The 18,811-nt window shown below is 57.0% G+C and carries 22 protein-coding genes; 9 read left to right on the top strand and 13 right to left on the bottom strand.

The annotated features are described in order from the left end of the window. Window positions 1-193: 193 nt before the first annotated feature. The 5 genes from FHT28_RS32305 to FHT28_RS32325 all read right to left on the bottom strand — a co-directional run bounded on the left by FHT28_RS32305 (window position 194) and on the right by FHT28_RS32325 (window position 4,105). On the bottom strand, window positions 194-583 hold the full coding sequence (locus FHT28_RS32305; RefSeq protein WP_168598455.1) for a RidA family protein: 390 nt from the start codon (window positions 581-583) through the stop codon (window positions 194-196). A 265-nt stretch (window positions 584-848) separates the two neighbouring features. Next, window positions 849-1,607 (bottom strand): alpha/beta hydrolase, encoded by a 759-nt coding sequence (locus FHT28_RS32310; RefSeq protein ID WP_210255948.1) that lies wholly within the window; start codon window positions 1,605-1,607, stop codon window positions 849-851. 140 nt (window positions 1,608-1,747) lie between these two features. Next, entirely contained in the window at window positions 1,748-2,278 is a 531-nt protein-coding gene (locus FHT28_RS32315; RefSeq protein ID WP_168598457.1) for a VOC family protein, read from the bottom strand. Between the two features lie 104 nt (window positions 2,279-2,382). Continuing rightward, window positions 2,383-3,231, bottom strand: a complete 849-nt coding sequence (locus FHT28_RS32320; protein ID WP_168598458.1) for an alpha/beta hydrolase — start codon at window positions 3,229-3,231, stop codon at window positions 2,383-2,385. A gap of 49 nt (window positions 3,232-3,280) precedes the next feature. Continuing rightward, window positions 3,281-4,105: an oxidoreductase gene (locus tag FHT28_RS32325; protein WP_168598459.1), complete on the bottom strand. Its 825-nt coding sequence runs from the start codon at window positions 4,103-4,105 to the stop codon at window positions 3,281-3,283. A 186-nt stretch (window positions 4,106-4,291) separates the two neighbouring features. On the opposite strand from FHT28_RS32325, the gene FHT28_RS32330 reads away from it, so the two are divergent. Beyond that, the gene (locus FHT28_RS32330; RefSeq protein ID WP_168598460.1) at window positions 4,292-5,152 is read left to right on the top strand and encodes a LysR family transcriptional regulator; all 861 of its coding nucleotides are present in this window, start codon (window positions 4,292-4,294) and stop codon (window positions 5,150-5,152) included. Window positions 5,153-5,198: 46 nt separating this feature from the next. Here the strand turns inward: FHT28_RS32330 and FHT28_RS32335 are convergent, their stop codons facing one another. Then, complete coding sequence (locus FHT28_RS32335; protein ID WP_168598492.1) at window positions 5,199-5,612, bottom strand: helix-turn-helix domain-containing protein; 414 nt, start codon at window positions 5,610-5,612, stop codon at window positions 5,199-5,201. 104 nt (window positions 5,613-5,716) lie between these two features. Between FHT28_RS32335 and FHT28_RS32340 the strand changes: the two genes are divergently transcribed. Beyond that, complete coding sequence (locus tag FHT28_RS32340; RefSeq protein WP_168598461.1) at window positions 5,717-6,445, top strand: SDR family oxidoreductase; 729 nt, start codon at window positions 5,717-5,719, stop codon at window positions 6,443-6,445. 489 nt (window positions 6,446-6,934) lie between these two features. On the opposite strand, the gene FHT28_RS32345 is transcribed toward FHT28_RS32340, so the two are convergent. The 6 genes from FHT28_RS32345 to FHT28_RS32370 all read right to left on the bottom strand — a co-directional run bounded on the left by FHT28_RS32345 (window position 6,935) and on the right by FHT28_RS32370 (window position 10,822). Next, window positions 6,935-7,270: a hypothetical protein gene (locus FHT28_RS32345; protein ID WP_168598462.1), complete on the bottom strand. Its 336-nt coding sequence runs from the start codon at window positions 7,268-7,270 to the stop codon at window positions 6,935-6,937. Window positions 7,271-7,349: 79 nt separating this feature from the next. Further along, complete coding sequence (locus FHT28_RS32350) at window positions 7,350-7,757, bottom strand: DUF4440 domain-containing protein (RefSeq protein ID WP_168598463.1); 408 nt, start codon at window positions 7,755-7,757, stop codon at window positions 7,350-7,352. 65 nt (window positions 7,758-7,822) lie between these two features. Beyond that, window positions 7,823-8,599, bottom strand: a complete 777-nt coding sequence (locus tag FHT28_RS32355; RefSeq protein WP_168598464.1) for a molybdopterin-binding protein — start codon at window positions 8,597-8,599, stop codon at window positions 7,823-7,825. Continuing rightward, the gene (locus FHT28_RS32360; protein ID WP_168598465.1) at window positions 8,596-9,450 is read right to left on the bottom strand and encodes a cytochrome b/b6 domain-containing protein; all 855 of its coding nucleotides are present in this window, start codon (window positions 9,448-9,450) and stop codon (window positions 8,596-8,598) included. The genes FHT28_RS32355 and FHT28_RS32360 overlap by 4 nt, the downstream gene beginning before the upstream one ends. Window positions 9,451-9,542: 92 nt before the next feature. Beyond that, window positions 9,543-10,163: a hypothetical protein gene (locus FHT28_RS32365; protein ID WP_210255949.1), complete on the bottom strand. Its 621-nt coding sequence runs from the start codon at window positions 10,161-10,163 to the stop codon at window positions 9,543-9,545. 71 nt (window positions 10,164-10,234) lie between these two features. Beyond that, complete coding sequence (locus FHT28_RS32370; protein ID WP_168598466.1) at window positions 10,235-10,822, bottom strand: TetR/AcrR family transcriptional regulator; 588 nt, start codon at window positions 10,820-10,822, stop codon at window positions 10,235-10,237. Window positions 10,823-11,023: 201 nt separating this feature from the next. Here FHT28_RS32370 and FHT28_RS32375 point away from each other — a divergent pair, with 201 nt between their 5' ends. After that, on the top strand, window positions 11,024-11,446 hold the full coding sequence (locus FHT28_RS32375; protein ID WP_168598467.1) for an organic hydroperoxide resistance protein: 423 nt from the start codon (window positions 11,024-11,026) through the stop codon (window positions 11,444-11,446). A 179-nt stretch (window positions 11,447-11,625) separates the two neighbouring features. Here FHT28_RS32375 and FHT28_RS32380 read toward each other — a convergent pair whose 3' ends face one another. Further along, a complete protein-coding gene (locus tag FHT28_RS32380; protein WP_168598468.1) occupies window positions 11,626-12,453 on the bottom strand; it encodes an oxidoreductase in 828 nt (275 codons plus the stop codon). 81 nt (window positions 12,454-12,534) lie between these two features. On the opposite strand from FHT28_RS32380, the gene FHT28_RS32385 reads away from it, so the two are divergent. The 6 genes from FHT28_RS32385 to FHT28_RS32410 all read left to right on the top strand — a co-directional run bounded on the left by FHT28_RS32385 (window position 12,535) and on the right by FHT28_RS32410 (window position 18,756). Further along, a complete protein-coding gene (locus tag FHT28_RS32385; protein WP_168598469.1) occupies window positions 12,535-13,452 on the top strand; it encodes an AraC family transcriptional regulator in 918 nt (305 codons plus the stop codon). A 234-nt stretch (window positions 13,453-13,686) separates the two neighbouring features. Then, the gene (locus FHT28_RS32390) at window positions 13,687-14,877 is read left to right on the top strand and encodes an MFS transporter (RefSeq protein ID WP_168598470.1); all 1,191 of its coding nucleotides are present in this window, start codon (window positions 13,687-13,689) and stop codon (window positions 14,875-14,877) included. A gap of 114 nt (window positions 14,878-14,991) precedes the next feature. After that, a complete protein-coding gene (locus FHT28_RS32395; RefSeq protein ID WP_246705011.1) occupies window positions 14,992-15,738 on the top strand; it encodes an SDR family NAD(P)-dependent oxidoreductase in 747 nt (248 codons plus the stop codon). A 273-nt stretch (window positions 15,739-16,011) separates the two neighbouring features. Continuing rightward, window positions 16,012-16,728 carry an IS6 family transposase gene (locus tag FHT28_RS32400; RefSeq protein WP_168598472.1) on the top strand — a complete coding sequence of 239 codons (717 nt, stop codon included), beginning with the start codon at window positions 16,012-16,014 and terminating at the stop codon, window positions 16,726-16,728. A 378-nt stretch (window positions 16,729-17,106) separates the two neighbouring features. Then, on the top strand, window positions 17,107-18,207 hold the full coding sequence (locus FHT28_RS32405) for a porin (RefSeq protein WP_168598473.1): 1,101 nt from the start codon (window positions 17,107-17,109) through the stop codon (window positions 18,205-18,207). Between the two features lie 234 nt (window positions 18,208-18,441). After that, the gene (locus tag FHT28_RS32410) at window positions 18,442-18,756 is read left to right on the top strand and encodes a hypothetical protein (protein ID WP_037199738.1); all 315 of its coding nucleotides are present in this window, start codon (window positions 18,442-18,444) and stop codon (window positions 18,754-18,756) included. The last annotated feature ends 55 nt before the right edge of the window (window positions 18,757-18,811 follow it).

Consider the following 18,811-nt stretch of genomic DNA (forward strand, 5'->3'; position numbering starts at 1 on the left):
ACTAACTATTCGGCACGGCTTTCTTAGTGGGAAGGCCGTGTTCCTTCGCCACATCGGCGATTCGACTAGGGATTGCTTTTAGGGGCGTTCGCCTTGAAGGGAATCGAACCAAAGTCCACCCCCTCCGATACACTAAGCTGCTGTATCTTTTATGCTCAGCGTGGAAAGGTTCGTTCGCGACACATGGGTTCCATCATCGCTTTACGGCAACACATTTCACCTCAGCGAGGAGTCCCTGGTGCGCGAGCTCAGAGACACCTATCCGGGTCCACGCATAGGTTCCCTTCGGAAACACCTCGTTTTTGACAGTCCGGAACACGTCCATGTGCTTGGACATTTCGACGTGATAGCTTGTCAATTCCACGATGTCATCGAACGTGCATTGAGCGGCTTCGAGGACAATCCGTAAATTGTCCCACATAGCTCTGAATTGCTCTAAAGGATCGTGAACAATCTTGAGATCCTTGGTCCGCCCGACTTGGCCGACGACGTAAATTGTGTCTCCAACTTTAACCGCGGGAGCATAGCCTGCTCGGCTGACGATCTCCTGCATCTCGTCGGGTATGATGATCTCTCGATCCATAGTGGTCCTCGCAATCGTTGGTGGTTGCTAGCGGCACTGATACAAGCGTCGCGAATTTTTAAGGGCCGCTGAATGAAAAAGTTGAAACGGCCAGCGATGTCGGACAGTCCTTCACTTCGCCCGCCGGAGTGGCATCTGGACAAGGCGTCAGGGCAACTCAGCCGATGACGCTCTTCATCGTTGAGCCAGAGACGGCTGCGTCCCAGACGTGACGCAGCTAGCAAGTTTATCGAGACAGGCGCATTATGCAGAATGCATGCCGCCGCTACTTGGCAGCTTTGGCTGCTTCCTCGATAACCTTTGCGACTGCAGCGGCCTGCGAGATATAGATAGCGTGGCTGCCCTCTACCTCTGTCACCGTTGAACCAGCGCGCTTGTACATCCACCGCTCCAGGGCGGGGTTTATCGTCATATCGTTCTTCGCCACAATTCCGTAGCTAGGTCTATTGTGCCAGGCGGCAACCGAAACCTTCGCATTGACGCCAGCCACGGCGACCGGCATCTGAGATCGGGCCATGAATTCGGCCTGATTCTTTGGCAGATCCTCCCCGAAATCGGACGCGAACTTTGCCCGGTCAACAAGCAGGAAGCCATCCTTGGTCGGCTTTATATCATCGGTCGGTGAAGGCATCGATTGGAGCAACTGTGCGGTGCTTTCGCCCTTTTCGGGCTGCAGCGCCGCGACATAGACAAGTGCCTTGACCTTAGGATCATCGCCCGCCGCCGTGATGATAGTACCACCGTAGCTGTGACCGACAAGAACGACGTCGCCGTCCTGCTGCTCAAGCACGCTTTTGGTGGCTGCGACGTCCTGGTCCAAGCCTGTCAGTGGCTGCTGGACAATGCTGACAGTATAGCCGTCCCGTATCAGGATGTCATAAACGCTGCGCCAACCGGAGCCATCCACGAGCGCACCATGGACGAGCACGATATTTCGCGCGTCGGCTAAGGCGGGCGCAGTCACGGCGGCAGAAGACAAAAGTACGGCCGTAAGGCCAACGGCTGCTTTGCTGAAGATCGACATGGTCGGTAGTTCCTTCATATTTGTGTTGCGAAATCGGTCTTGATCCGGTGCCGGAGGTAGAGGCGCAACCTGCCAGCGCCGAGGCCGCAGCCATCCCGACAGAAAGCTGTGGCGAAACGTTATGTTCTCAAAGCTCACCCTCATTCCTCGTCCTGCCACCTACGCAGATCCGTTTGGTCGCGATAGCCCATGCGGTCGGGCGTGGTGATAAACTCAATCGTCGTGCCCCATGGCATGCGGCAGTAACAGACTTTGTTTCCAGGACCTTTCTCGGTTGCATAGGGGATAGCGCGCGGCGCAGTGAGAGACGTTCCTCCAGCCCTTTTGAAGCGCTCTACCGATGCGTCGATGTCGTCGGTGTAGACACCGAAGTGGGTAATGCCGAAGTCGCTCGCTCGAACCGGCTGGGCTTGTTCGGAGCCGTGCATTTCAAAGAGCTCGATGTCAGGTCCGGTTCCAATTTTAACCATCGCCTGCGCGTGTACGACCGTTCCAGGGAAAGCACCCGTGGCCAGCTCGAATTCGGGTCCCTGCCGCGGCGGATCCTGTGGTCCGAACGATTGATAGATCACCTGGCCGCCGAAAGCTTCCACCAGGAACGATTTTGCTGCTTCGATATCGGGCACCGTGATGCCGATATGGTTGACGCCGCGAATTTGAGGTGCGGTCATGACACTTTTCCTTTCATGTTTAATCGATCGAACGCGATGGGTGCGGGCGCGACTCACCCGCAATGTCGCGATCCCCCGGCCTGCGGCCAGGCGGTCGCAGAGTTTCAATTGGGCTTGAGAAAATCGATCAGAGCGGCCGCGACTTCATCCGGCCGCTCGTCCGCGACATAATGGCTGCACCGCTCAATCGAACCGCCCATGACATTGGTGGCAAACTCCTTGAGCATCGAGACCATATGCGGACCGAAGCGCTGCTCTCCGCCGAGACCGAGCACGGGTATCTCGAGCGGTCGCTTCTTGTACTCGAGTGCGGCCGCATGGTCGGCGGCAAGGGTGCGATACCATTCCATGCCGCCGCGCGTGCGGCCAGGAAGGGCCATCGCTTTCGCGTAGATCTCGATGTCCGCCGGATTGAACGTGCTGTGATCGTAGAACCGCTCCGCCATGAAGGCCGAAACATAATCATATTCGCGGCCATGGATCAGGCGTTCCGGTAGATCCCGGTTCATATGGAAGCTGAAGTGCCAGATCCTTGCCGTCGTCGCCTCCCATTGCGTCCAGCCGGGAAGCGGAACGTCGAGCACCGCCAGGTGGGTGACAGCCTCCCGATAAATGGCGGCCTGGGGCAGTGCCACCATTCCGCCAATGTCATGGCCGCAGACGGCGTAGCGGTTATGCCCAAGGGCAACCATGACCTCGTGCGCATCTCGCGCCATCGTCGCCTTGTCATAGCCGTCAAGCGGGCAGTCGGAAAAGCCCGCGCCGCGCAGATCAATGGCCACCACGCTGAAATGCTCGGCCAGCAGCGGCATTACATGGTGCCATTCCCACCATGTTTCCGGCCAGCCGTGAAGCAGAAGGATCGGGGGACCGGAGCCGCCCGTGACGGCGTTGATCTTGATGCCGTTCACCGGCACCAGCTGCTGGGTAAACCCCTTCAAAGTTGCGATCATGATGACTTTCCAGTCGATGTTGAGTTCAAACAGGGCTAGCGGCCAGCGCTCAGGGCTGGTCGAAATCGGTGGCGATCGTGATGTCGCGCCAGGCATCGATATCGCTCCGGAAAGAAGCCAGTTTTCGCTCGGCGATCGAATGCGCCGCGGGGCCGAGCGGCAGATGAAGCGGGGCGTCATCGGCATCGACTGCCTTAAGGATCACCGCGATCGCCTTATCGGGATCGCCCGCCTGATTGCCGTTGTTGGTTTCGCGATAGTGTTTGCGCGAGCTCGCGGCATATTCCGGCATCTCGTTGGCCGCTATCGTGATTGAACGGCCAAGGAAATCGGTGCGGAAGGGCCCAGGCTCGACGATCAGCACACGGATGCCGAACGGCTTCAGCTCGCCGGCGAGCGCTTCGGAAATTCCTTCCACGGCGAACTTTGCGGCATTGTAATATCCCGCACCGCCGCTGCCCGCGATGCCTGCGCCGGACGACATGTTGACGATCGTTCCGCCAGAACGTCGCAGGATCGGCAGGGCTGCTCTTGTGGTTTCCATCAGACCGAAGACGTTCACCTCAAACATCGGCCGATATTCTTCTGGGGTGCCTTCCTCGATCGCACCAAACAGTCCGTAGCCGGCATTGTTGACGAGCACATCAAAGCCGCCGAATGTCTCCACCGCCTTTTCGACCGCGGTCTTGGCTGCCGCCGCATCCGTCACGTCGAGCGGCAAGGTGATCATGCGGCCGTCGAAAGGCTCAACCATTTCTACCATCGTTTTGACATTGCGTGCCGTCGCGATGACCTGATCGCCGCGCTGTGCTGCAGCGAGTGCGAGCCGCTGGCCGAAGCCGCTTGAGCAGCCCGTGATGAGCCAAGTTTTCATTGGTTTTTCTCCGAGTTGTTTTCAGACGACGCCAATGGCGCGTCTCCTTCATCCAAACGACCTCATGAAAGTCGTCGAATCTGCAGGAGGGGCACCCTCAGACGATGACAAAAATCTAGGTGTTTAGATTTGTTCTTTAAGTGACAGAACTGTATTCTCGGTGTTCAGTTTTGTGAGGGTGTGGCGATGGAATGGAGTGACGTCAGAATTTTTCTTGCTGTCGCGCGATCCGGCACGCTCGGCGGCGCCGCGCGTTCTCTTCAGACAAGCCATCCGACCGTCGGCAGGCGCCTGCGCGCACTTGAGCAGGCGATCGGTCACACGCTCTTCCAGCGGACTGCGGACGGTCTTGTCCTGACCGAAGAGGGCCACGGGATCATCGCGCTGGCGGAGCAGATGGAAGAGGGCGCGCTCGCCATGGAGCGCCGGCTCGCGGGGCAGGAGCAGAATCTCAAAGGCAGTCTGCGCATTTCGTCAGCGGACTGGTTCGGGGCCTATGTCCTGCCTCCCATTCTGGCGGATTTCTCGAACGCCTACCCCAATGTCGACGTCGAGATCCTGACCGGCACGCGCCTGTTCAACCTCGCTCAGCGGGAGGCCGACATCGCTTTTCGTATCGTTCCCTTCAACACTGCCGATGTGGTTCAACGGCGGCTTTTCAAGCTCGAATACGGTGCCTACATCGCCGAGGAGTCGCCTGATCCCAAATATGGCGACGGGACTGGTTTCCGGCTGATCACCCACGATACGTCAACCGGGCAGTTCCCCGATATCGCCTGGCTCATCGAGAGTTTCCCCAACGCGAGGCCCGTCCTGCGATCGAACAACCGCAACGTCCAGGGGCGCATGTGTCGGCAAGGCGTCGGGATCGCCGTCCTTCCCCGCGTGGTCGGCAGTCAGATCGCGGGTATCCGCAGACTGGAACTGCCGACGCCGCCGCCGGCCCGAGACATCTGGATGGGATATCACCGAGACCTAAGACGTCTTCAGCGTCTTCGCGCGTTCATCTCGACCGTGTCGGACCATCTCGTGAACGCTGCCGCGTGATAAGCGGCCCGGCTGAGCAATCGAATGTTGGCCGATGCCAGCCGAGCTAGTCTCGAGCCCGATCGTAATCTTCTTGCGCGCGCTCCAGCTCCGGACCGTAGGTCATGGACCAAGCGTAGAGCGCCTCGAACGGCTGCTGAAGGGAGCGGCCGAGCGGGGTGATGGTATATTCGACGCCGACCGGTGTCGTTGTCGTGAGCACTTCACGGCGAACGAGTCCATTGCGCTCCAAGCGCTTCAATGCGTCGGCGAGGGCTTTGTGCGTAATCCCGTCCAGGCGCCGCATGATCTCGTTGAACCGTGACGGCCTAGTACACAGGACGGTCAGGATCAGGACCGACCACTTGTTGGCGATCTGCTCGAGCACGGGCCGCGCCTTCTCAACGTCAAGCAACGCCTCGGCGGAGACAGCTTTGTGGCTTTGAGACGAGCAAGCTTTGATGAGCGCACCTTCTTTCATTGCGGACATAGGTATACTCCTCGATATCTGCTTTACAGATAGTGCGTAATTGACCGTAGGTATAGAGAATATATCTTGGCCTCATCAGTGTTGATGGAGTTCATATGACCAGATTAGCAAACAAGATTTCCCTGGTGATTGGCGGTGTCGGTGGTATCGGCGGAGCCGTTTCTCAAAGGTTCGCCAGAGAGGGAGCGCAGGTCTACGCAACCAGCCGCAAGGACGCGGAGAGCACGCCTGAATCAGCCGGCACCGGCCACATCTACACAATACAGGCGGATGCCAGCGACAACGCTGATCTTCAGCGCGTCTTCGAGCGTATCCGGTCGGAACATGGCCGCATCGATGTGCTCGTCTTCAATGCAGGCCTATCGGAATATGCACCCCTTGGAGACATTTCTGAGGATCATTTCGATCGGACATTCGGCCTGAACGTCCGATCCCTCGTGTTCGCGGCGCAGGGTGCCATCGACATCATGCAGCCCGGCGGAGCGATTGTGCTGATTGGTTCCATTGCGGGCGATATAGGCACCAAAGGCTATGGTGTCTATGGTGCGACCAAAGCCGCAGTCCGATCGTTCACACGCACGTGGGCAAACGAACTTGCTCCGAAAGGCATTCGCGTCAACGTTGTCAGCCCTGGACCGACCGATACGGCGATGATGGCAAGTACCTCACAGGAAGTTCGAGACGCACTGTCTGGTATGATACCTCTCGGGCGTATGGGCAGACCTGATGAGGTAGCGGCAGCTGCCCTCTTCCTTGCGAGCGACGAGAGCAGTTATACCACCGGTGCGGAAATAGCCGTTGATGGGGGTATGGCTCAGGTCTGAGCCAGCTTTCGACGGGTGCCGGAAACGACTCCTAAGACTACGAAAATATGGACGAATTTGATTGGCGTACGATTTCGCACTAATCTTGTTCTGCCCCCGAGAAGGGCGAAAGTGAAATCGGCTACGGCACGTCCGAGACGCGCCGCCCGGCCAACGCGGTCTCGCCAACGCTGACGCCATCTGGCGCCGGCATTGTGGCCATGAGTCTCTCGAACGCCTGCCACAACTCCGGGATCTGCCGTCTGGGTTGGGCAGCCATGCTGCGTAATTGCACATCGAGACGTTCACGTTGAGATCGGGACACCGGAACTTTCCTTGCAAGACGATTGAACGATCAGATATCAGCGACGCGTCATGCCGGGCTTCGGCCGACCGCCGTCTTGGCGGCAAACTCCTTGAACATCTCCTGCTTCTGCTTGTCGGGATCCGCATCCCACTAGGGCGTATCGAGCACGCCGGGAGAGACGGCATTCACCCGCGGCGGCTTGTCTACAGGTAGCCGAAATGCTTCCCGAACGGGACGGCTTCGTCCCAGTTTCCTTCCCCAATCCTCTGGCTTTCGCCCGACAACTTCAGCGGGGTACTTTCCTTTCCGGCAGCCGAGACCGAAGCAGTGCGTTCGGCGGTGACGTCAGGGGAAAATAAATCTTCGCTTTTTAGAGCGCGTCTTTTGTCCAAAGCGGCCGTCATGTCCGATTGTCGTTTCGCTACCCACCGATTATCCGGATCAGAGTCGATCGAGAAAGTATGATCGACATACACGGCTGCGGCGGCGGCTACCGGTGAGATCGCTGCGATCTTCGCCACCCGTCTGGACCTGTTCATATTTAATCCTCGTCATCAGAGGTTAATGTGCGCGTGCGCGCTGGACTTTGTTCGTTGGCAATAATGCCAAGCCGAGCGATCAAGACTCGGTTTCGTCCAGTTGCCAAAAACTTCCAAGCGTCGCGGGACTGGTGTCGATAAGATCCTTCCAGCCCCCATCGGGTTGGCGTCGAAACACGACCGTGGCGATGAAGGTTTTAGTCTGAGCGCCTTCACGCGCCAGGCTCCACTTCGATGTTAGCAATGCGATACCATCAGCTTCGACGATATGCGTCTTGATCTGGGTAACAGTAAACATGCTCGGTCGAAGCACACGCGAATAAAAGGCGCGCAGTTCCTGCTTGCCACGGATTTCCTGACCCGGCACCAGCTCTGTCGAGATTAGAACGCCTTTGTCATCATACAGGCTGACGAGCGTATCGATATCCGCATTTTGGAATGCTTCGTCGATCAGTTCAATTGCGTGAGCCGGATCTCTTGCAAACATGGACACTTCCCCGTGAAGCTAATGAAATTGGAACAAGCGAGCTACGGCAGGCGCTGTGAGCTTGCCTAGATGCCTGCGTACCACTCGTATCCTCGATCTTCCCAATAACCGCCATTCCCGCCCCACAAGCCCGCAAAACTGTCGACGGCTTCGATGCGCATCAGGTATTTGGCCTGTTTGTAGCCCAGCTGCCGCTCCACCCTCAGACGCAGGGGCGCCCCGTGGCCGACACTCAGATCCTGCCCATTCATCTGATAGGCAAGCATCGTCTGCGGGTGAAACGCGTCAACGAGATCGATGCTTTCGTAGTACCGGCCGCTGCCGTCCAGGGTCTTCTGCAACTCGTCGGCGCAATGGAAGACCAAATAGCGGGCCGTGGACTTGAGACCTGACAGTGCGAGAACATTTGCGAGGGGAACGCCGGTCCATTTTCCTATGGCGCTCCACCCTTCGACGCAGTCATGACGTGTAATTTGCGTCCGTGCCGGTAGCGTCTTGAGGTCTGCGAGCGAAAGTTCCTGTGGCCGCTCCACAAGCCCCTCGACCTTCAGTCTCCAGTTTGCGAACTTTGCTTCAGAAAGTGCGGCATATTCTTCGCTGTCAGGTGCGCTGGTCCCGTTGACGCGAAACGACGGGGAAATATCGGTCTCAGCGAATTCGCGCGCCAAGGCGTTGCGGCCTTGCAGAAGCCTTTGCCCCGTCATGGTTAGTCGCTCCGCCGACTTAAGCACCTCGGCTATGCCGGCATTTTGATCCAGCAGGTCACAGCCAGTTAGTGCGGTTGCGCTGATGCCCAATGTCGATCCGATCAGGAAGTTGCGGCGAGTGAGGATGCGGCTCATGTGTTTGGACCTTCTTCCTGGATGGCGTAGCGACCGGTGATCATCGAACGGATATTGTTCCAAGTGCCGGACAGCACGACCATGGCAATGTGAACGATGACGAACAAAACCAAGAGCGACGCGGTGATGAAGTGTATGGTACGAGCCGACTGGCGACCGCCAAAGATGTCTACGAGTGCCGGCAATGCAGCATCGACGCCCGGCGACATCGTCAGACCCGTCAGAACCATCAGGGGAAGTAGAACGACAATGACGACCAGATAAGTTAGCTTCTGTAGCGCATTATACCTCTTGGCCTCCTGTCCTTTGGGAAAGCGCAGGCGGGCATGATCCCGAACCTCCTGCCAGAGATGCTGTGGCGACAGCTGGCTGCGGATTGGGGTGATGTCCCGGTGAAAGTGACCGCTCAGCAAACTGAAACCGAGGTAAAGAAGGCCATTGATCAGAAACAGCCAGGCAAAAAAGAAGTGCCAGCGTCGCCCGGCCGCAAGGTCCTGAAACGATGGAATAGTTATCCACGCCGGGAACGCTCTTGGCGTCCGCTCCCCTTCGAAGCTGGAAACGCCCAACACACCTGTTGTTGACACTTCGACACCGGCCACCCGGACGAAACCGCGAAGACCGTCGCCTTGCCCGGAGGATCCTATCGTCAGGACTGCTGGGTCACCGTCAGCACCATAATGTCCCCAATAAAGCTCGGGGTGAGCGTTGAATATCTGAAGGCCACTCAACAGCAGAAAGCTGAGGCAGAGGACGTTCAACCAGTGCGTCACTCGGGTCACAACCGAATGGCGCTGGACATAGACCGTCCGTGGGTAGTGGATATTGTCGTTGTTGGCGGTGTCGGTCATGGAGCGTCCTCGGCGGGATCTTGACGGCTTTGTTTGCTTTACGGCGCCGGCCGGTCCAGATGGGGCGGCTGGACCGGCCGGCGACAGCGTGATCACATGGGCGGGACCACGCCGTTCTTGCCAACCAGCACCTGATGGGCGACGGTGCCGCTTGCGGCCTTCTCAGCTGGAATGAAAACCACGGCGCCCGGGACAAGGTCATCCTTGGTCGCGGCAGCAAACGTCACGACTGGAGTGCCGTCCGGGATCGAGATCTTCTTTTCCTTGCCTTGGTACGACATCGTTACGGTGCGACCGTCAACGCCCTTGACGGCATCGGCCACCGTCGCGTTCGTCATGCTGCTGTTCGGCTTGAGATCCCAGCCATAGCTTCCCTCACCGGCACCTTTCAGTGCTGGCGGGAAGATGAGCACTTCAAGCGCGCCGTCACCGCCGCCATCCTTGGGCAGAGATGCAATGCCGACGAAGTCGCCGGGCTTGATGTCCTCGACCTTGGCATTTGCCACGCTGGAGACTTTCCAGCCGTCGGCAAGAGCAACGGCGACGGTGTCGCCTTCGCGGGTTTTTACCTGAAGGGTTGAACCACTATAGCTGATGATGCTGCCGCGGATGTGTACCTGCGGTGCTTTGTCTTCAGCGTGCGCTGGCAGAGCGACGGTGGCTGCCATTCCGGCGAAACCAAGCATCAGCGCGGGGAGAATATTCTTCATCATTGTGACTTCCTACTAGTTGGTAGTTATCTAGGGTTGAAATTAGCCGGGTCGACGTATCGCCCCGGCTGGGTTTAATTGGATGTCGGAGACAGGCGCTTCAAAGCAGGCGTCATGACCGTGGCAAAAACTTCCGGCTTATTGTAGGCACGCGCTGAGAGCATCGCCCCATAAATACATGCGATGAACGTTTCGGCTTCTACAGAAGGTGTGTCAGAAAGCCTGAGCGATCCTTCGGCCGCTCCTTTTTCCATGATCGATGTCAACCACGTGGAAAGGAAGCGGAAGAAGCTTGTAACCTCCGCAGCCACTTCCGGCGGCAGGACTGGAAGTTCACTAGCAAGCAATCCGCATACGCAGAACGGCCTGCTGCGGTCTTCGATGCATTCCGCCCAATGTCCTGCATAGACTTTAAGGGTCTCGAGAGAATTTTGGGTGTTGCGCTCAAGCGCAGCAACAGCCGCCTCCCCGTCTTCACGGTACCGCATGACCAGCTTACGGACCAGATCGACCTTGCTAGGGAAATGATGATGGATGCTTGCCTTGCGGATTCCAACAACTTCAGCAATATCTGCATAGCTGAAGCCGTTGTAGCCTCCAGCGATGATCAACTGCTTGGTGCAGTTGATGATCTCGTCGGATGTCGTAAGAAGATTGCTCATACAGTTTATCTACCTTCCAGTAGGAAGTTTGTCAAGAGGTTGATTTGGCTGCACTTGCATAAGCGTCGTTTCGAGCCGTAAAGCGCCGCCGCGAAGACGGAACCAAGCGCGCGTTGACTGAATCTAGTCTACCATGTAGTAGGTAGATTGTGAGCTCTAAGAAGCTCGTCGTCATTGACCATCAGTAGAAGGAATTTTCGTATGTCCGTGGAAGTAAAATACAAGACCTCCTCGACCGCCAGCGGCGGACGCGATGGCAGCTCCCGAACAGAGGACGGCCGTCTTGACGTCCGTTTATCGACGCCAACAGAACTTGGTGGATCTGGAGGGGACGGAACCAATCCCGAGCAGTTGTTCGCGACAGGGTACGCGGCATGCTTCCTGAGCGCCCTCAAACTTGTCGCTCGGACAATGAAGATTGACATGGCGGATGCCTCAGTCAAAGCCATCGTGGGCATTGGACCAAGCTCGGACGGCGGCTACGGTCTGACGGTAGAGCTCGTAACGAACGCGCCTGGCCTTTCTCGTGAAGACGCTGAACGTGTTGTCCACGCGGCCCATCAAACGTGCCCTTACTCAAATGCTACGCGTGGCAATATTGACGTTCAACTAACGATCGCTTGAAAGCAGGATCTCTGGGCGGTGAATCGCCGCCCAGCATGTCGCCCGTCAATCTCCATCTCATGCCCAGCCTGCAACCGGCTCTAGCTGCCTCCGAGAACTGAGCTGACGCACTGAGTGATCGAAGGAAGAAGGACTGGGAAGGTTTATGATGTCTATGTGTCCCATATAGCTCCGATTACTCAGCCGTCGGTTGAAATCGTGACGTGCCTCCAGGCTGCAATTTCTTCCTGAAGTCGCTCAATCTTGGCCGAAACATGCTTCAAAGCATCGCTGCCGAGCAAAAGCTGCGTTGGCGGATTGTCGTTTTCAACGAGCTCAAGCACTGCCGTTGCCAGCTTGGCGGGATCCCCCAGCTGCTTGCCACTCACGGCCTGTCTTGCTTCTCGAATCGGATCAAAAAGTTGGTCGTAATCGGCGATCGAACGCTCCGTGCGGATCATCGAGCGACCAGCCCAGTCTGTTCGAAAAGACCCTGGGCAGACCGCGGTCACATGCACACCGAAAGGAGCCATTTCAGCGCGCATCACTTCCGATATGCCCTGCAGGGCGAACTTGCTGCCGCAATAATACGCGATGCCCCGCATCGTGATCATCCCCCCCATTGATGTGACGTTCACGATAAAGCCGCGACGTCGTTCGCGGAACTTCGGCAAAAATGCTTTTGCCACTGCGACAGCACCAAATACGTTGACGTCAAACTGGCGCCGCATTTCCTCAATCGGCGACTCCTCGAGGACACCCTCATGCCCGTAACCTGCATTGTTGATCAGGACGTCGACCGGTCCATGTTCTTCCTCGGCAAGACGTACGACACTATCGATGCGGTCGAACTCGGTAACGTCACACAGAACAGTCCGCACAGCAGGGAGAGCTTCAGCAAGTGTGCTACGCGACGCTTCAGATCGCACAGTGCCAATGACCGTATGGCCGGCGGCGGCGGCCGCGGACGAGATGGCCAGACCAAATCCGGAATTTACGCCTGTGATAAAAAACGTCTTCTTCAACATAATGTTTCACCTTTCATGGTTGAACTCGTTCATGACAAATAATATCTGAAGGACTACTTATCGATTGCGAAACCTTTTAATATGTTGCCAAATCCTATGAATTGTGCACAGAGAGAGCGCCTTCGCGGTGAGCTTGTTTCACGAGCGTCGCGGCTGGCCCCGCGCCACGGTTATAATCCTACCGGACTTGCGTCGGTGCGGATCCTTCGCTCGGAAGCCGAGCTTCACGATGTCCCCGTTCTCTACAAGCCCGGGGCGGTCTTTGTATTGCAGGGTCGCAAGGAAGGCATGCTGGACGGGGAAGTTTATTCCTATGACGAAGAGCATTATCTCGCCGTTTCGCTGCCCGTACCGTTCAGGATGACCTCACAGGCGAGCCCGGAACGGCCACTATTTGCAGTCTATGTCGAGTTCGATATGCAGATGGCAGCTGAGATCGCCATTGAGGTCGAGAAATACACGAAGTTGGCAAGCACCAAGGTCAAGAGCTTGCAATCAAGCAGGATGTCGACGGACCTCGAAGATGTGCTCCAGCGCATGCTGAAAGCATTTTGCAGTGCCGTCGAGACCAAGGTGCTAGGAAGCGCGCTGCTGCGCGAACTGCATTACCGGGTTCTTGTTGGCCCGCAGGGCGGCGCGCTTGTTGCTGCCCTCCAGCAGACAGGCGTATCGGGCAAGCTCATCCAGAGCCTGGCATGGCTGAGAGAAAACCTCAGTTCCGAGATCGCGGTTGCCGATTTGGCTAGCGCAGTCGGCATGAGCGTACCCTCTTACCATGTGCATTTCAAAGACCTGACAGGCAGCAGTCCGATGCAGTATGTTAAAGCCCTGCGGCTCCACGAAGCCAGGTTGATGGTCGCCCGCAAGAGTGCAACGATTTCACAGGTTGCGACATCCGTGGGATACGCGAGCGCTGCGCAGTTCAGCCGCGATTTCAAGCGTCATTTCGGCCGGACGGCATCGGAAGAAGTGCAATGGGTTCAGCGTCATCTCGGCTAAACAGCGCCAGACCACAGGAACCCGCGCTAGGCCATTGATGTCCTCGGAAAGGCCGCTAGCCTAGCCAACACGTTTTGGTCGATTTCCATTGTGAGGACTTGACAGTCAAGAACGGCCTTGAGTATAGCGAATTCATAGTTGCTATAGCAGCAGCCGTAGGCGTTACCGTCATCCAACGCATCCTTTGTCGGGAGGAGCCCAGCTGGGCAGTCCCGTCATCCAAGGAGCTATGGAATGACAACAATTCAATCATCAGAACCCGTTTACCACACGTCCGTCACCGGCTTGTTGCCAATTGTCGGGAGTGTTTTCCTGGGGTTTCTCGCGGTCGGGCTGCCGCTTGCAGCACTCCCGATTGAAATGCGCGACCACCTCGGCTGCAGCCCTGCAACCATTGGCGCGACGATCGGCCTCCAGTCACTTGCAACCCTTGCGACACGCCATCGAGCCGGGACGCTGAGCGATCAGCACGGACCGCGGAGAGCGGTACTTATCGGCCTGCCGGTGGCTGCTCTGTCCGGCCTCGCGTATCTCTTTGCGGGTTCCCTGCCTATTGGACCGGACGCAACACTTGCCATCCTGATCTTCGGAAGGCTTGTCATGGGACTTGGCGAAAGCCTGTTTCTTACCGGGCTGATGAGCTGGGGTATAGCGCGCCTTGGTGCTGACCGCACCGGCAAGGTTATGTCGTGGACCGGTATTGCGATCTATGCCGCCCTCGGTTCGGGAGCGCCTATGGGATTGGCGTTGCAGTCCGCCCTCGGATTCGTGGGTGTTGGCTGCGCCGTCGTCGTGGCGCCGCTACTCGCCGGGACAATTGCTGTCATGATGTCTCCAGTCGCGGCCGCTGGAGGCGATCGAGTACCTTTCCATCGCGTACTTGCGCTGATCTGGCGTCCGGGCGTGATCCTGGCTTTGTCAATGGTCCCGTTTGCCGTCATCGTTGCGTTTCTCGCTCTCGAGTTTTCGGAACGGAACTGGGCGGCCCAATCCGGCACTGCGCTGTTCGGCTTTGGTCTGGCGTATGTCTTGGTTCGACTTGTTGCGTCTGGACTGCCAGATAGATTTGGCGCGGCGCGCGTTGCCATCGGTTCATTGGTGTTCGAGGCGCTTGGACAGGTCACCATCTGGCTCGCTCCAAACGCAGCCTTTGCGGTTCTTGGAGCCACCCTGACGGGATTTGGATTTTCATTGATTTTTCCAGCGATGGGCGTCCTTGCGACCCGATCTGTTGCACCCGAACTACGTGGACGAGCGGTCGGAAACTTTATCGCTTTTGCCGACATCGCGCTTGGCGTGACTGGCCCGACAGTCGGATTTGCAGTGCAAAGGTTTGGAACGCCCTCGGCTTTCTCCATTGGTGCTCTTTCCACACTGTTAGCGCTGGCTCTGCTGAGGTCCGTGCGGCTAGGCCGCACCTCTTAAAGGCGAAACGCTGCAAGAGCCTCATCCTACTACCTCTACATTCATTCTCTGAAAATCCACTCGATCGACGAGCCGTCGATCCTATCGGCCAAATCGAAAGGCGATACTATGCAGATGACAGGCAACACCATCCTTATCACCGGCGGCACAAGTGGCATCGGTCGCGCGCTTGCTGAAGCGTTCTACGATCGAGGGAACCGTGTAATCGTCACCGGGCGACGTCAAAACCTGCTCGACGACATCGCAGCCAACCGACCTGGAATAGTCGGCATGACACTTGACCTCGATGACCCAACTTCTCTTGCCAGGCTGTCGAGCGCGGTCCTCAATCAATTTCCGGAGCTCAATGTCGTGATTGCAAACGCCGGTATTTCGCGTGCAGAGGATATGCGATCTGCAAGTTGGAATCCTTCGGACGCCGAGGCAATCGTCACGACAAACATTCTGGGCGTCATCAGAGTGGCAGCGGCATTTCTTCCCATTCTCAAAACCAGACCGAATGCCACCTTCATGGCGACGAGCTCGGCGCTCGCTTTTCTTCCCCGCGCCGACTTCCCGACCTACTGCGCAAGCAAAGCTTTTTTGCACTCCTGGTTGACGTCGGTCCGTCACCAACTCCGGAAGGTGCCTGTCGAGGTCCTGGAGCTCTCGCCGCCATACGTGCAGACCGAACTGACCGGCTCAGACCAGGCCTCCGATCCTCGAGCAATGCCGCTAAGCACTTACATAGCCGAGCTGATGGGAATGCTTGATCGCCAGGATCATTCGAAGAGCGAGCTGCTGCTTGAGAAGGACCATGCTCGCAGATGGGCGGAACGTGACGGCACCTACGATGCAATTTTCGCAGCCATGAATCCCTGACGCATCGAACGCCGGGCGGGCTTGAAATTCGCCCGGCATTTCGTTGAGCTTTGTTGAGTCCAGATAGCAGTGCGCCTATTCCAGAGCAACACCATGGTCCCCAGTAGAAGAGGCGCCCGCATCCCTGAGCAACAAGACGAGCGGCATTGCGCAAATCGAAAGGAACATCAGCAATTTGAAGTCGTCGATATAAGAGATCACCATAGCTTGGAAGGTGATCATGCGGCACCGTCACGTTAACCGAACGTCGATCAAGATGTGGGATTTGGCGGCATGCCCTCATTCGCCCGTGCCCCTCTTTATCGTCGTCACCGATTTCCAGCGGACGTGATTGCCCATGCCGTGTGGCTTTATTTCCGTTTCCCGCTCAGTCTGCGCATGGTCGAGGATTTGCTGGCCGCGCGTGGCATCAACGTCTCTCACCAGACCGTGAAGCTGTGGGCGGAGAAATTCGGCAGACATTTCGCCAATGATATCCGCAAGCGATCGGTGGGCAGGCTCGGCGATAAGTGGCACCTCGATGAGGTTGTCATCACCATCGCGGGTAAGAAAAACTGGCTTTGGCGCGCTGTCGATCAGGATGGCTTCGTCCTTGACGTTCTGGTGCAAAGTCGCCGAAATACCAAGGCTGCAAAGCGTTTGATGCGAAAGCTTCTGAAAGGGCAAGGCCGCCCGCCACGTGTGATGATCACTGACAAGCTGCGATCCTACGCTGCAGCCAAGCGGGAGATCATGCCAGGCGTCGGGCATCGCTCGCACAAGGGATTGAACAATCGGGCAGAAAACTCCCATCAGCCAATCCGAAGGCGAGAGCGGATCATGACGCGCTTCAAATCAGCGCAACAGCTTCAGCGTTTCGTTTCCATCCACGATCCGATCGCCAACCTCTTCAACGTTCCCCGCCACGACATTCCATCCGTCCACCATCGTGAACTACGAGCAACGGCCATGCAGATGTGGAGCGACATCGCTCATCTCAAGGTAGCCTGATGCCGTGCCTCCCTGCCATCCTTTAACCGCAGGCCGATAAGTTTACAGTGCCCTCCTTGTTGATCAATGTGTGAAAGCCTAACCGAGACCTCTCCTCAAATCGCGTTCGGTTAAGGACGCCACCGTCCTGAGCATAAATCACCTTGCGGAGTGGGCGCCATCCAGACATGACGATGCCGGATGCGGCGTTTAAGCAACACAAAAATATGACATTGCTGTCACATTTCGTCACATATCGATGTTTCCTTGTAAATGGCCCGGGGCAAAGGCAATTTGGCGAAGAAGTCACGGTGCTTCGGATTGCGGATTAAGACGTGGTCTCGGATGAGACTTTCCGGTTCGATTATCGCACAAGTGCATATCAAGAATGGAGTTAACATGAACATCAAGAGTTTGCTTATCGGCTCCGCTGCTGCGCTCAGCGTAGTCTCCGGTGCGCACGCGGCCGACGCCATCGTCGCCGCTGAGCCGGAGCCATTGGAATATGTTCGCATTTGCGATGCTTTCGGCGCTGGTTACTTCTTCATTCCCGGCACGGAAACCTGCCTGCGGATCGGCGGAAAGGTTCGTACTGAAGGTCAGTGGAAAGACCCATACAATCGCGACAGCAATTTCGGCACGAAGTGGCACACCCGCGCAGAACTGAACGTCAACACCGCAACCGACACCGAATATGGTCCGTTGAAGACGGAGACCATCGTTCGCTGGGATTGGAACGACGGCGGCTCCACAAGTACCAACCTTCTGTGGTCCTACATCACTCTCGCCGGATTCACGGTCGGTAAGACGGACTCACAGTACAATCAGTTCATCGGCTATGCCGGCGATGTTATCCAGGACGACGTCATCTATGACGGTCCGTACGAATTGAACCAACTCACCTACAACTACGATAGCGGCACGGGCTTTACAGGCGTCATTTCGCTCGAAGACAGCAATTCCGGAACGACCACAAGTGCCTATGGCGGAAGCTGGCAATTGTCTGAGGCTGACCACTACGCGCCGAACGTCGTTGCCGGCGTCGGCTATAAGGCCGGTGCTTGGCAGTTCCGTGTCGTCGGTGGTTATGACTCCATCGTCGAAGAAGGCGCCATCAAGGCCCGTGTTGACGCCGATTTCGGCGTGTTCTCCGCCTTCCTGATGGGTGGTTGGAACACCGACGGTGACAAGCTCAACCAGTATGCCGGCTCGAACCAGAACGTCTCGGCTTGCACGACGTCCACAGGCGTTGTTCACGGTGCAGATTGCGGCTGGGGTGACTGGGCAGTTTGGGGCGGCGTTGGCGTGCCGGTCAATGACAAGCTGAAGTGGAACCTCCAGCTCGCCTACACGGATTCGAAGATTTTCGAGGCGACCACCAACGTCAAGTTCAACCCGGTCAAGAACCTCCTGATCGAGCCGGAATTGACCTACGTTCACTACGACCTGCCGGGCGACGATACCGTCTCGGGCATCCTGCGTTTCGAACGGACGTTCTAATACGATCTGAATTGGTTTGACCTCCATTCAAAGAGCAATGGGCCTGGTGTTCGCACTGGGCCTTTTTCGTTTAAGCTCGGCCGGTTCTGAGCAGTTGCAGCGTTTATTCGCAATTGCGAACAGAGAATTCAGAACGAGAGTCGCAGAGTTCTCGAACCGTCACAAATCTGATGTGCAACAAGGAATAAGGGGTTTCCATCGACAGAGTTTCGGAACCGACTGAAGGAAACCCTTATGAAGAAGATCATCTTGTTCGCGGCAATTGGCCTGTTCTCCACCCACGCGATGGCCATGGAGTCCTACAATTCCAAATCGCTGAGCTGCTCGACTGTGCATGAAAAAATCGCCAAGGAAGGCTCAATAGTGCTGAAATACCCGTCGTCGAAAGTCGCGGGTATGAACATGTACTACCGCACGGTCTCCAATTCGACGGCATGCCTCGGACAGGGCGCCATGGCCAATGCCAGCGTGCCGACTAGCGACGATCCGAAATGCAAGATCAAGACCTGCAGCTTCGCTACCGGCAAGGGTCCGAACAAAAACCACTAACACGGACCGGTCGCTCGTTGGTCAATTGATCCGGCCAGCGTGTCGATATCTCGTT

It is taken from the genome of Rhizobium sp. SG570 (assembly GCF_012275345.1).
Taxonomy (GTDB): Bacteria; Pseudomonadota; Alphaproteobacteria; order Rhizobiales; family Rhizobiaceae; genus Rhizobium; species Rhizobium lusitanum.

Coding starts and splice junctions, on each gene's coding strand:
- FHT28_RS32325 (WP_168598459.1), bottom strand. CDS start 4,105: ATGAAAACTTGGCTCATCACGGGCTGCTCAAGCGGCTTCGGCCAGCGG.
- FHT28_RS32360 (WP_168598465.1), bottom strand. CDS start 9,450: ATGACCGACACCGCCAACAACGACAATATCCACTACCCACGGACGGTC.
- FHT28_RS32390 (WP_168598470.1), top strand. CDS start 13,687: ATGACAACAATTCAATCATCAGAACCCGTTTACCACACGTCCGTCACC.
- FHT28_RS32335 (WP_168598492.1), bottom strand. CDS start 5,612: ATGAAAGAAGGTGCGCTCATCAAAGCTTGCTCGTCTCAAAGCCACAAA.
- FHT28_RS32330 (WP_168598460.1), top strand. CDS start 4,292: ATGGAATGGAGTGACGTCAGAATTTTTCTTGCTGTCGCGCGATCCGGC.
- FHT28_RS32380 (WP_168598468.1), bottom strand. CDS start 12,453: ATGTTGAAGAAGACGTTTTTTATCACAGGCGTAAATTCCGGATTTGGT.
- FHT28_RS32310 (WP_210255948.1), bottom strand. CDS start 1,607: ATGTCGATCTTCAGCAAAGCAGCCGTTGGCCTTACGGCCGTACTTTTG.
- FHT28_RS32410 (WP_037199738.1), top strand. CDS start 18,442: ATGAAGAAGATCATCTTGTTCGCGGCAATTGGCCTGTTCTCCACCCAC.
- FHT28_RS32355 (WP_168598464.1), bottom strand. CDS start 8,599: ATGAGCCGCATCCTCACTCGCCGCAACTTCCTGATCGGATCGACATTG.
- FHT28_RS32345 (WP_168598462.1), bottom strand. CDS start 7,270: ATGAACAGGTCCAGACGGGTGGCGAAGATCGCAGCGATCTCACCGGTA.
- FHT28_RS32365 (WP_210255949.1), bottom strand. CDS start 10,163: ATGATGAAGAATATTCTCCCCGCGCTGATGCTTGGTTTCGCCGGAATG.
- FHT28_RS32385 (WP_168598469.1), top strand. CDS start 12,535: ATGTTGCCAAATCCTATGAATTGTGCACAGAGAGAGCGCCTTCGCGGT.
- FHT28_RS32350 (WP_168598463.1), bottom strand. CDS start 7,757: ATGTTTGCAAGAGATCCGGCTCACGCAATTGAACTGATCGACGAAGCA.
- FHT28_RS32375 (WP_168598467.1), top strand. CDS start 11,024: ATGTCCGTGGAAGTAAAATACAAGACCTCCTCGACCGCCAGCGGCGGA.
- FHT28_RS32370 (WP_168598466.1), bottom strand. CDS start 10,822: ATGAGCAATCTTCTTACGACATCCGACGAGATCATCAACTGCACCAAG.
- FHT28_RS32320 (WP_168598458.1), bottom strand. CDS start 3,231: ATGATCGCAACTTTGAAGGGGTTTACCCAGCAGCTGGTGCCGGTGAAC.
- FHT28_RS32400 (WP_168598472.1), top strand. CDS start 16,012: ATGCCCTCATTCGCCCGTGCCCCTCTTTATCGTCGTCACCGATTTCCA.
- FHT28_RS32405 (WP_168598473.1), top strand. CDS start 17,107: ATGAACATCAAGAGTTTGCTTATCGGCTCCGCTGCTGCGCTCAGCGTA.
- FHT28_RS32340 (WP_168598461.1), top strand. CDS start 5,717: ATGACCAGATTAGCAAACAAGATTTCCCTGGTGATTGGCGGTGTCGGT.
- FHT28_RS32315 (WP_168598457.1), bottom strand. CDS start 2,278: ATGACCGCACCTCAAATTCGCGGCGTCAACCATATCGGCATCACGGTG.
- FHT28_RS32395 (WP_246705011.1), top strand. CDS start 14,992: ATGACAGGCAACACCATCCTTATCACCGGCGGCACAAGTGGCATCGGT.
- FHT28_RS32305 (WP_168598455.1), bottom strand. CDS start 583: ATGGATCGAGAGATCATCATACCCGACGAGATGCAGGAGATCGTCAGC.